Origin of the sequence: Pseudoclavibacter sp. VKM Ac-2867 (assembly GCF_015351275.1) — a bacterium.
GTDB lineage: Bacteria > Actinomycetota > Actinomycetes > Actinomycetales > Microbacteriaceae > Pseudoclavibacter.
In genome coordinates, this window is the sequence record NZ_JADKSL010000003.1 from 221034 (window position 1) to 232706 (window position 11673).

Sequence of the window (11673 nt, forward strand, 5' to 3'; positions counted from 1 at the left end):
TGTTGGCGGACGGGGTCCTGTCACAAGCTAACCACTCGCTGTTGCCCCTTGGTCACTGTTATGTTTCGTGCACGTTACGCAGAGCGTGATATGTGGGGCTCGGGCACCGAGCAGGCTCGGATGGCGAAGGTAAACTGTTCGGATGCCCGCACAGTCAAGCAGTCCGGAGTTCGCACGGCCGGAGAACAACCGCTACCCGGGCTACCGCCTCGGCTACCCCGAGGATGGGCGAGGCTCGATCGGGCCCATGCGTCGACGCGTCCCTGCCCTCATCGTGGACTACGCCCTCGCTGCCGGCGTTGCGTTCCTCTTCTTCGACTACGAGTCGATCGCGATCCTGCTCCTCTTCTTCTCCATGAGCTCCGTCGGCATCATGCTCTTCGGGGGATCGGCGGGACACCTGCTGTTCCGGATGCGCGTGACCAGACTCGATGGCTCCGCACCCGGGTACGTGCGTCCCCTCGTCCGCCAACTCCTCGTGACCCTCGTTCTGCCCATGCTCGTCTGGGACAGCGACCAGCGCGGCGGCCACGACATCATGACAAAACTCGCCCTGCGGCTCGTGTAGAGCGACAGGGCGAGTCTCTGGCGGGGATGCTGCGGATCAGCGCATCTGCGAACGCGACGAGCGCATCCGCATCGGGTCAATGCCCTTGGGGATCGGGAGCGCGTTGCTGCCGAGCGCCTTGAGTCGGCTCGTCACGGCGACGATCTCCGGCTTGGTGAGCTTCTTCGGCAGCTTGTTGAGGGTCTTGCGCACCTTGACGAGCTTCACGTCGTCGGCGCCAGTCCCCACATGGAAGTGGTGGATGGGCACGTTGGGCAGGATTCGCGCGGTCTTGCGCCGCTCGTCGTCGAGCAGTCGCTTGGTGCCGGACTTGCTGCCTTCGGTGAGGATGACAACGCCGGGCTTGCCGATCGCACGGTAGACCGCATCCTGCGTCTTCGCGTTGAAGGCGACCGGCATCTCGCTGGTCTGCCAGGTTCCGCGCATGGCGCTGGTGAGCACCTGGCCGGTAGCACCGGCACGTCCTTCGAGCTGCCCGAAGGCCACCCGCTCGGCGCGCCAGTTGAGCGTGAACATGAAGAGGAGCACGCCGACCATGAGGCCGAGGATCATCGTGAGGATCCAGATGAGCGCGTTCGATCCGGGCAGGAAGATGCTCACGAGCGCTGCGATGATCAGGGGGACGAGCACGGCAGCGGCCATGATCCAAGGTGCGGTCTTGTCGTACTTGACCGTCATCTTGAGGACTTGCCAGATCTGCTTGAAGCGACCTGGTTCTTTTTCCGCTGCTGCGCTGGCTTGTGGAGAGTTCGCCATAGTGCATCCAGAATACCGGCACTTCACCCCGTATTCACATTCGGACTCGTGACGACTTCTCCACAGACGATGAAGCTGGTGCGCTCCGCTGGTGTCGGGACCGTCAGACTCGCGTCGTGCGAGCCAGAAATCTGCCAGGAACCGAGCGCCTCGACCGCCCCGAGTACTTCGACATCGTGGGCTGGCGGGTCGTCGAGGTGCTCGCCGACTCCGGCGCCTGGCACCGTCTCCTGGCGGTGTCGAGGGAGCAGGCGGCACCGGATGAGCAGGAATGGCTCTCCGGTGCCGCAGACGTCTCGCAACCGCAGCGTCCTGCCGCGGCGCTCCTCGGCACCGTCGAGCTTGTCGTTGAGGTCGAAGCGAGCGGGGCTCCGACGCTGAATGAACTCTGCGAGATCTTCGACGAGATCAGCGCTCCGAGCATCCCCGTGCTGCTGGATATGGGCCTGACGGATCACCGACAGACCGTTGCGGTACTCGAAGCGACGACCGGCTCCAGCGTGGGGGAGCTGCTCGACCGGCCCTACCCCCTTGCGACCGGTGAGATCGTGACGATCCTGGCCCCGATCGCGGAGACGCTCGCCGAGCTTCACCGAGCGGGCCTCGCTCTCGGCGGCTTGAGCCTCGAGGACGTTCGGCTCACCGCTCAGGGGCGACCCGTTGTGAAGAGGTGGGATTCGCTGGCGCGCCTCGGAAGGTCCGATGACCGGCTGCAGCCTGGCGTCGTCCGCGACTGGAAGGCCTTCGAGGGCTTCGCCGACCTGGTCCTCGCGCAGCTGCCGACGGAGCTCGAGCTCCCGGCTGCGCTCGAGCGCGAACTCGACAGGTGCCTGAGCGGTGACGTGGATGCGGAGCTGCCCGAGCGCCTGCTCGACGCGCTCTTCTCCTGGCACGATGCCAGCGACATCCAGGACCCGGCGGCGGGAGAGCGCACTCCTCACCGGGCCTTGCTGGCGCACGAGTCGACGCTGCCTCCCGCGACTCCAGCTATCGAGGAGCACGAGGGCTTCGCTTCGGCGGGTGCCGATACACGCCGCTTGACCAACTCGCTGCTCGACGGCGATGACGACGATGCAGACGAGGCAGACGGCGACTTCGTGGACGCAGGAACAGGAAGAGTCGTCCGCCGCGGGCACCCCGTGCAGGCCCGTGGGGAAGCCAGACGTCGAGATCGCCCCGAGACTCCCGATCGGCGGGTGTCTCGCGGCGGGCCAAGCAGGAGGAGGCAGCTGGCGCGTCGGCAACCCGGCCTCCTTCGCCGCACGCTGGGCACCATCAGGCTCCCCTTTCGCATCGCGGCAGCTGCCGCAGTGGTCCTGTGCATCTGCGCCGCGGCCCTGGGGCTGCTCGGTGAGGTACCTGGTGGGGGAGAGAGTTCGGCGTCGACCGTGCCAACGAGCGATGCCGGGCCCGCACACACCGCTGGGCCGGACTCTCCGAGCTCCGGGAACCCGCCGGTGAACGAGACGATGCCCGTCGCCGACTCAGCTGCGGCCCCTGACTGGCGCGCACGCACCATGGCGGACGATCCGACCGTCGCCGTGCTGGCCCTGGTCGAACGGCGGGCCGAGTGCCTAGCCAGCGCGACGGTGGGTTGCCTCGAGGAGGTCTACCAGAGTGACGCGCCGGGTCTGCACGCGGACCTCGCCCGCGGTGGGGGCACATCAGACCAGCTCGCAGGGCTGACAGCAGCGACGCTCAGGGATCGCTACGGCGACCTCGTCGTGGTTGATCTGTGGCCAGCGGACGCGGTCCAGGCCGCAGAGACACCACCGGCCTCCCTCACGATCGCTCGTGGGGAGGCCGGTTGGCGTCTGCGGGATGTCCGAGGAGCGGCAGCTCCTCAGTGACGGCTCTAGAGTCCGAGCTGCCCTTCGAACGCGCCCTCTTCGAGGCGGTTCTTCACCTGCGAGAGGAAGCGAGCCGCGTCGGCACCGTCGATGATGCGGTGGTCGTAGCTCAGCGCGAGGAAGACCAGCGAGCGAATCGCGATGGACTCCTGGCCGTCCGCGGTCTTCACGACAGCCGGACGCTTCGCGACGATGCCGGTACCCAGGATCGCGCTCTGCGGCAGGAAGACGACTGGCGTGTCGAACAGCGCGCCACGCGAGCCCGTGTTCGTGACCGTGAACGTTCCGCCCGCCAGCTCGTCTGGGAGCAGCTTGTTGTCGCGAGTGCGCTCGGCGAGATCAGCGATCTGCCCTGCGAGGCCGGCGATGTCGAACTGCGACGCCTTCTTGATGACCGGCGTGAGCAGGCCGCGCTCGGTGTCGACCGCCATCGCGATGTTCTCGGACTCCGGGTAGACGATGGAGTCCCCGTCGACCGTGGAGTTGATGATCGGGAAGCTCTGGAGCGCTTCGGCCGCCGCGAGAGTGAAGAACGGCAGGAACGAGAGCTTGTTGCCCGTCTTCGCGTGGAAGTCGCCCTTGACGCGGTCGCGCAGCTGCGCAATGCGAGTCACGTCGACCTCGACGACCGTCGTGAGCTGTGCCGTCGAGTTCATCGAAGCGACAGCACGCTCGGCGACGACCTTGCGAAGACGCGACATCTTCGCCGTCGTGCCACGCAGCTCGGAGACCTCGAACGGAGTGGGCTCGCCGGGGGTGCCGGCCGAGGCTGCCGCTGCCGGAGCTGCGGACTTGCTCGACTCAGCGAAGGCGACGACGTCTTCCTTGCGGATGCGCCCGCCGACTCCGGTGCCCTGGACCTTCGAGAGGTCGACGCCAGCGTCTGCCGCGAGCTTGCGAACGAGCGGCGTGACGTAGCGGGGGTCGGAGCTCGAGGCGGCCTGAGCCGTCTCCCCAGCCTGCTTGGGCTGCGAAGGCTGCTTGGGCTGCGCCGGCGGCTTCGGAGCGGAAGCGGACTGCTGCGCCGTCTGCGCGGCGGGGGTCGCTGCCTGCTTCGCGGGGGCCTCAGACGTCGTCTCCTTCTCGGGAGCCGGCTCCGCGTAGCCTTCGTCTTCCTTGTCTGCCGGGGACTCTTCGGCCTCGGGAGCCGCGGCGGGCTGCGAGGTCGACTCGGCTGCTTCCTCGACCTCGGGCTCGGCCTGGGCCTCTTCGGCCGCAGGAGCGCTGTCGTCGGAGGACGACGCACCAGAGCCGTCGCCGAGGCGAGCGAGCACTGCGCCGACCTCGACGGTCTCGTCTTCGCCCACGAGGATCTCCTCGAGGACGCCGGCGATGGGCGACGGGATCTCGGTGTCGACCTTGTCCGTCGAGACCTCGAGCAGTGGCTCGTCGACCTCGACGGTGTCGCCGACGCTCTTCAGCCAGCGGGTGACGGTTCCTTCGGTGACACTCTCGCCGAGTGCCGGGAGCGTTACGTCTTCGCTCATGATGTGGGTTCTCCTTGAGTGGTTCTGGCTGGTCAGAGGGCGTGCAGCGGGACTCCGGCGAGCAGACGCGCTGCCTCGCCGATCGTCTCACCCTGCGTCGGGTGGGCGTGGATGAGGTGCGCGACGTCCTCTGGGTAGGCCTCCCAGTTGACGATGAGCTGAGCTTCGCTCACGAGCTCGCCGACGCGGCCGCCGATCATGTGGACACCGACGATCGGGCCGTCGTTGACGCGCACGAGCTTGACGGTGCCACTTGTGCCGAGGATCGAGCTCTTCGCGTTGCCCGCAAGGTTGTACTCGGCGGTGGAGATGGCGTCGTCGCCGAACTTCTCCTTCGCCTTCGCCTCGGAGTAGCCGACAGATGCGATCTCCGGGTCGGAGTACGTGATCTTCGGGATGTTGATGTCCTCGACCTGCACGGGGTTGAGGCCGGCGATCTGCTCGGCCACGAAGATGCCGTGCTGGTAGCTGCGGTGCGCGAGCTGGAGGCCGGGAACGATGTCGCCGATGGCGTAGACGCCGGGGACATTGGTCTGCAGCGTCTCGTCGACGGGCACGAAGCCGCGGTCCGTCGTGACGCCGACCTCTTCGAGGCCGATGCCGTCGGTCACTGGGCCGCGACCGACCGCGACGAGGAGCAGGTCGGCGTCGAGCACGTCGCCCGACTCGAGCTCGACGTGCACGCCGTACTCGTCCTGCGTGACGCCCTTGAAGCGGACGCCGAGCTTGAAGTCGATGCCACGCTTCTTGTAGGCGCGCTCGAGCTGCTTGGAGACGGACTCCTCTTCAGCCGGAGCGAGGTGCTTGAGGCCCTCGACGATCGTGACCTCGACGCCGAACGAACGCCAGACGCTGGCGAACTCCAGGCCGATGACGCCGCCACCGAGGATGACGACGCGGTTCGGGAGCCATTCGAGCTCGAGCGCCTGCTCGCTCGTGATGACGTTGCCCGAGATCTCGAGGCCTGGCAGTGAACGCGAGAAGGACCCGGTTGCGAGGACGACGTTCTTGCCCGTGAGCGTGTCGTCTCCGACCTGGACGGTCGTGGGGGAGACGAGCTTTCCCTCTCCCTGGAAGACGGTGACGCCCTTGGCCTTCAGGAGGCCCTGGAGGCCCTTGAACTTGCTGGCGACGATACCCTCGCGGAAGGCGTTGACCTTCACGATGTCGACGCCCTGGAACTCGGTGAGCACACCGACCGATGATGCCTCGTGTGCGTTGTCGGCAAGCTCTGCCGCGTGGAGCATGGCCTTCGTAGGCACGCAGCCACGGTGGAGGCAGGTGCCTCCGAGCTTGTCCTTCTCAACCAGAGCGACGGTTGAGCCCAGCTGAACGGCGCGGATAGCTGCGGCGTATCCCGCACTTCCTCCGCCAAGGACGACGAGGTCGAAATTGTGTTCTGACACCCGGAAAACTCCCTCAATGGAATTCATAGAGAAGCGGCGGCCGGTTTCTGGTCGCCACGCGCGGCGAAATTACCCCTCAGGGAAGCCTACACGCGTCGAACTGGCAGGAATAACCAGCTCAGGAACGGGACTCGAGCAGTGCGATGAGCGTTCGCACCATCACGCCGGTGGCGCCCTTGGGGACGTAGCCGTAGGCGGCCGAGGTGTTGTTCGAGGGGCCCGCGATGTCGAGGTGCACCCAGGGGATGGCGCCTTCGCCGTCGGCTCGTTCGCCGACGAAGCGCTCGAGGAACGCGGCCGCGACGAGCATGCCGGCCGAGCGGTTGCCGGAGCGCATGTTGGCGAGGTCCGCGACGGGGGACTTGAGCGTGTCGCCGACCTCCTCTGGGATGGGCATCGCCCAGGAGGGCTCGCCGATCGAGCGCGATGCCTCGACGACACTGCTGATCCAGGCGTCGTCGTTGCCCATGACCGCGGTGGTGCGGTCGCCGAGGGCGACGATCTGGGCGCCGGTCAGCGTCGCGATGTCGATGATGAGGTCGGGGTGCTCCTCGCTGGCAGCGGCGATGCCGTCGGCCATGACGATGCGGCCCTCCGCGTCGGTGTTGGTGATCTCGACGGTCTTGCCGCCGTAGATCGTCACGACGTCGTCGGGCCGTGTGGCGGTGCTCGAAGGCATGTTCTCGGCGATGCAGAGCCAGCCCGTGATGGCGACCTTGATGTCGAGCTCCACCGCGGCCTGCAGCACGCCGACGATCGTCGCGGCTCCGGCCATGTCGAACTTCATGCCGACCATCGAGCCGGCAGGCTTGAGCGAGAGCCCGCCCGTGTCGAAGGTGATGCCCTTCCCGACGAGCGCGACGTGCAGCTGGGCGCCTTCCGGCCGGTAGTCGAGACGGACGAGACGTGGGCCGCGCGAGGAGCCCTGTCCGACGGCCGTCAGACCGCCGAAGCCCCCGTCGCGCAGCTGCTCGGCGTCCCAGACCCGTGACTCGATGCCCTTCGACTCTGCGACTCGCACCGCGATATCGGCGAGGGCGGCGGGCGGGAGGTCGTTCGGTGGCGTGTTGACGGCATCCTGGACCAGGGCGACGGACGACGCGATGGCGCTCACCCTGGCGATCTCGGCGGATGCGCGAGCCTCATCGGCAGTCACGACGCTGATCGTGGCCAGCGCGGCGTCATCTTCCTCGGACTTGTATGGCGTGAAGCGGTAGCTGGCCAGGACGGCGCCGAGGAGGACCGCCTCGCGGATCGCGGGTTCGAGGGCGTCGACGTCGACGGAGATGGCCGAGGTGGCGACCGCGCGAGCCAGTGCGCCTCCTGCTCGCCTTGCCTGCTCCTCGTCGCTCGCGTCGCCGAGACCGAGGGCGATGGCCGCTCTGACGCCGCCGTCGACCGGGATGGCGATCTTCTGCGTCTCACCGCTCTTGCCCAGGAAGCCCGTGGCCTCGAGATACGGCTCGAGGTCTGGCAGACCGGCGGGAGCCGAGACGGTGAGCGATTCCTCCAGTCGGATCACGGGGAGCACCAGCAGCTGTGCATCGGGAGCGGATTCGGCGAGTTCCAGGGTGGCAAGCGTCATGCAGGCCAGCATATTGCGAGCGCGCGGGGCCAGGCCTGCCGTCTCGTGCGCCAAGCGCGAACGCCCGTACCAACGTCAGCCTTCCGACCTAGCATTGGACCCATGAGCGAGACTGAGCGCATCTTCCGAGTGGCTGCCGCGTGGCATGACGTCCCTGCAGGCCTGCCCCTCATCGTCGCGCTGCGTGGCGGTCACGACGCCGGAGCCGTGGCGGCGCAGGTCTCCGACGAGATCATCGGTCTCGACGAGGACGCCCGGATCGTCGCGGAGTTCGATGTCGACGAGCTCTACGATTACCGTGCGCGGCGCCCGATCGTGTCCGTCTCGAACGGTCGAGTGAAGTCCGTGTCGTCACCTCGTCTCGACCTCAGGCTCGTCGCAGATGAGCTCGGCCAGGAGTTCCTGTTCCTCTCGGGCTTCGAACCCGACTACCGGTGGCGGCTCTTCAGCGAGGCGCTCGTGGATGCCGTCGACGCGCTCGAGGTCTCGTCGACGACCTGGGTGCACGCTGTGCCCATGCCGGTTCCCCACACGCGTCCCATTCGCATCGCCGCGACCGGCAATCGCGAGGAGCTCGTGGATTCCCTCTCCGTGTGGAACCCGACGACCGAGGCGCCGGCTCACGTCATGCAGTACTTCCAGGTGCGGGCTGAGGAGCTTGGCCATCCCGTACTGAGCCTCGCGATGCTGATTCCGCACTACGTCGCAGACTCCTCCGTGCCGGCAGGGGCAGTCGCGGCGCTGTCCGCTCTGGGGAGCGCGACGGGGCGAATGATCGCAACCGAGGCGCTGCGTGAGCGCGATCGCACGTTCCGTGCTGGCGTCGATGCCGAGCTCGAGTCCAACCCCGACGGGCAGAAGCTCATCCACGCCCTGGAGACGCAGCACGACGCCTACCTCCAGAATCTTGCGGTGACCAACGACTTCGAGGACGCGGCCGGCGAGCTGCCCTCTGCAGACCAGCTCGCCGCGGAAATCGAGCGCTATCTGGCGCTCGGCCGCGACGACGACGCCTGAGGCGCTGCCCGGGTTCTTCCCGGTGACCGTTTCGGTGTGACGGTCTTCTCGTCTGTGCCGTGTGGCGTTTCCTGGCGGCGGGACGCGAGACAATAGCTCAGATGAACCGCCGCCTTGCTCCCGCGATGTTCGCCATCACGGCGATCGCCTACATGGTCGCCGTCACGCAGCGATCGTCCCTCGGGGTCGCCGGCGTGCTCGCCAGTGAGCGTTTCGAGGTCGGGGCCGCTGCGCTGTCGACGCTGGCCGTCGCACAGCTGGCGGTCTACGCCGCTCTGCAGATTCCGGTAGGCATGCTGCTCGATCGATTCGGGCCGTCGAGGCTCATCCTCGTCGGGGCACTGCTCATGTCCGGAGGGCAGCTGATCGTGGCGCTGGCGCCGGAACTCGGTGTCGCGGTCATGGGCCGGATGCTCGTCGGGGCCGGGGACGCGACGACCTTCGTCTCAGGACTCCGGATCATCGCCGCGTGGTTCCCGCCGCGGCGGGTGCCGGTCTTCGTGCAGTGGTACGGCAACCTCGGCCAGCTGGGACAAGTGCTCTCTGCTGTCCCGTTCGGCTTCCTGCTGCGGTCCACGTCCTGGACGCCGGCGTTCCTCTCCGTCGCGAGCCTTGCACTGATCACCTCGGTCGCGGTCGCGGTGTTCCTGCGGGACAGCCCGGAGCTGCGCAGAGCCGGCGAGGCGATCAGCGTCCGTGGCGTCATGGGGAAGGTCGCCCAGGCCGCGCGCCGCCCGGGGACGAGGCTCGGCTTCTGGGCGCACTTCACGACGCAGTTCCCTGGAACGGTCTTCGGCCTGCTGTGGGGGTTCCCGCTCATGACGCAGGGCATGGGGCTGGAGCCGGCACTTGCTTCGTCGCTGCTCCCCGTGATCGTGCTCGCGGGAATGGTCCTCGGCCCATTCCTCGGGGTGCTCACGGGGCGATACCCGCTCCGGCGCTCCAACCTCGTGCTGATCTGCGCCCTGCTCATCTTGGGCGTCTGGGTGACGGTGCTCCTGTGGCCCGGCCTGCCGCCGCTCTGGCTCCTGATCGTGCTCCTCGTCGTGATGGGCATCGGCGGCTCGGGCTCGGCGATCGGCTTCGACTACGCCCGCACCTTCAACCCAGCTTCGAGCCTCGGATCGGCGTCCGGCATCGTGAACGTCGGAGGTTTCGTCGCCAGCTTCACGACCATGTTCCTGATCGGCATCTCGCTGGATGGGCTCGGCATCGGCGTCGCGGGAGCAGTGGACTGGCAGCAGTACAAGCTCGCGTTCTGGGTGATCCCCGGCATCATGCTCATCGGGCTGAGTGGCCTGCTGCTCAGCAGACGACGCACGAGGGGCCGCATGGCGCGCGATGAGGGAATAATCATCGACCCGCTCTGGGTTGCAATAGGCAGGAGATGGTTCGGGTCGGGCAGGCGTGGGATGTGAATCTCACTCGTGAATCCAAGGTTTCTCCCGAAACCGTGCCATAATCAACGGATGGACCCTGCGGGTCTGCCTCTGCGCAGACTTGACAAGGGCCTTCCTTATGCCCGCACCGTGACGAGAGGGGTCTGAACATGGCGACACGCACGGGAGCTACCACGGCTACTGCAGAAGCAACCGAGGACATCAAGAAGGCGCCAGCGCGCAAGCGCGCAGCGCCGGTCAAGAAGGCGAGCGCCGAATCGAGTGCCGCTGTCGAGACCGAGAGCGCAGCTGACGAAGCCGCGGGCGCCAAGAAGCCTGCCGCGAAGCGCGCACCCGCGAAGCGCAAGACAGCGACTGCCTCGGAGGGCGCGCCAGCTAAGGCTGCGCCCCGCAAGCGCGCGGCGACGAAGAAGAAGGCTGAGGGCGACGAGCCGGAAGACGGCGTCGAAGAAGGCGAGATCGAAGAGGTCGATGTCGACGCGGATGCGTCCGACGCAGCCGACTCCGACGACGATTCGGTCAAGCCAGCCGACCCGAAGGACGCGAAGGCCGACTCTGAGAAGGCGCGCGTCAAGGGCGCCATCGTGCTCACGCCGAGTGACGACGAGGAGGAGACCCCGGTCTACTCCGCTGCGATCACCGGTGCGACGGCCGACCCCGTCAAGGACTACCTGAAGCAGATCGGAAAGGTCGCGCTGCTGAACGCGGCCGAAGAGGTCGACCTCGCCATGCGCATCGAGGCGGGGCTGTTCGCCGCCGAGAAGCTCAAGGAGCAGGAGGGCGAGCTCGACAAGCAGCTCGTTCGCGAACTCAAGTGGGTCTCCCGCGACGGAGATCGCGCGAAGAGCCACCTGCTCGGCGCCAACCTTCGACTGGTCGTGAGCCTCGCCAAGCGGTACACGGGTCGCGGCATGCAGTTCCTGGACCTGATCCAGGAGGGAAACATGGGTCTCATCCGTGCAGTCGAGAAGTTCGACTACACGAAGGGCTTCAAGTTCTCGACGTACGCCACCTGGTGGATCCGCCAGGCGATCACGCGTGCCATGGCCGACCAGGCCCGCACGATCCGCATCCCGGTGCACATGGTCGAGGTCATCAACAAGCTGGCTCGCGTGCAGCGCCAGATGCTGCAGGACCTCGGTCGCGAGCCCACGCCTGAGGAGCTCGCCAAGGAGCTCGACATGACGCCCGAGAAGGTCGTCGAGGTGCAGAAGTACGGTCGCGAGCCGATCTCGCTCCACACGCCCCTCGGTGAAGACGGCGACAGCGAGTTCGGTGACCTCATCGAGGACACCGAGGCTGTCGTTCCAGCCGACGCGGTCAGCTTCACGATGCTGCAGCGTCAGCTCGAGTCACTGCTCGACTCGCTTGCAGAGCGCGAAGCTGGTGTCATTCGCATGCGCTTCGGCCTCGGAGACGGCATGCCGAAGACGCTGGACCAGATCGGCGACACGTTCGGCGTGACCCGCGAGCGTATCCGCCAGATCGAGTCGAAGACGATGGCGAAGCTGCGTCACCCGTCACGCTCGCAGTCGCTGCGCGACTACCTCGAGTAGGCACGAACCCAGCACGACGAAGGCCCGGATGCATGCATCCGGGCCTTC

The 11673-nt window shown here is 67.2% G+C and carries 9 protein-coding genes; 5 read left to right on the top strand and 4 right to left on the bottom strand.

Annotation, left to right across the window (positions count from 1 at the left end; translation table 11 throughout):
- The first annotated feature begins 142 nt into the window (after positions 1 to 142).
- Positions 143 to 568 (top strand): RDD family protein, encoded by a 426-nt coding sequence (locus ITJ67_RS05415; RefSeq protein ID WP_194677006.1) that lies wholly within the window; start codon positions 143 to 145, stop codon positions 566 to 568.
- 36 nt (positions 569 to 604) lie between these two features.
- Here the strand turns inward: ITJ67_RS05415 and ITJ67_RS05420 are convergent, their stop codons facing one another.
- The gene (locus tag ITJ67_RS05420) at positions 605 to 1324 is read right to left on the bottom strand and encodes a DUF4191 domain-containing protein (RefSeq protein ID WP_104298719.1); all 720 of its coding nucleotides are present in this window, start codon (positions 1322 to 1324) and stop codon (positions 605 to 607) included.
- A 116-nt stretch (positions 1325 to 1440) separates the two neighbouring features.
- On the opposite strand from ITJ67_RS05420, the gene ITJ67_RS05425 reads away from it, so the two are divergent.
- Positions 1441 to 3174 carry a hypothetical protein gene (locus ITJ67_RS05425; protein WP_194677007.1) on the top strand — a complete coding sequence of 578 codons (1734 nt, stop codon included), beginning with the start codon at positions 1441 to 1443 and terminating at the stop codon, positions 3172 to 3174.
- Between the two features lie 5 nt (positions 3175 to 3179).
- On the opposite strand, the gene sucB is transcribed toward ITJ67_RS05425, so the two are convergent.
- The 3 genes from sucB to ITJ67_RS05440 form a co-directional block, all read right to left on the bottom strand.
- A complete protein-coding gene (sucB, locus tag ITJ67_RS05430; protein WP_194677008.1) occupies positions 3180 to 4661 on the bottom strand; it encodes a 2-oxoglutarate dehydrogenase, E2 component, dihydrolipoamide succinyltransferase in 1482 nt (493 codons plus the stop codon).
- 32 nt (positions 4662 to 4693) lie between these two features.
- Positions 4694 to 6094, bottom strand: a complete 1401-nt coding sequence (lpdA, locus tag ITJ67_RS05435; RefSeq protein WP_228496588.1) for a dihydrolipoyl dehydrogenase — start codon at positions 6092 to 6094, stop codon at positions 4694 to 4696.
- Between the two features lie 91 nt (positions 6095 to 6185).
- Positions 6186 to 7652 (bottom strand): leucyl aminopeptidase, encoded by a 1467-nt coding sequence (locus ITJ67_RS05440; protein ID WP_194677009.1) that lies wholly within the window; start codon positions 7650 to 7652, stop codon positions 6186 to 6188.
- Positions 7653 to 7754: 102 nt separating this feature from the next.
- Between ITJ67_RS05440 and ITJ67_RS05445 the strand changes: the two genes are divergently transcribed.
- From ITJ67_RS05445 to ITJ67_RS05455, 3 genes are all read left to right on the top strand, one after another.
- The gene (locus ITJ67_RS05445; protein WP_104298722.1) at positions 7755 to 8669 is read left to right on the top strand and encodes a proteasome assembly chaperone family protein; all 915 of its coding nucleotides are present in this window, start codon (positions 7755 to 7757) and stop codon (positions 8667 to 8669) included.
- Positions 8670 to 8770: 101 nt separating this feature from the next.
- Positions 8771 to 10087, top strand: a complete 1317-nt coding sequence (locus tag ITJ67_RS05450; protein ID WP_160071866.1) for an MFS transporter — start codon at positions 8771 to 8773, stop codon at positions 10085 to 10087.
- Positions 10088 to 10218: 131 nt separating this feature from the next.
- Positions 10219 to 11625 carry an RNA polymerase sigma factor gene (locus ITJ67_RS05455; RefSeq protein ID WP_194677010.1) on the top strand — a complete coding sequence of 469 codons (1407 nt, stop codon included), beginning with the start codon at positions 10219 to 10221 and terminating at the stop codon, positions 11623 to 11625.
- The last annotated feature ends 48 nt before the right edge of the window (positions 11626 to 11673 follow it).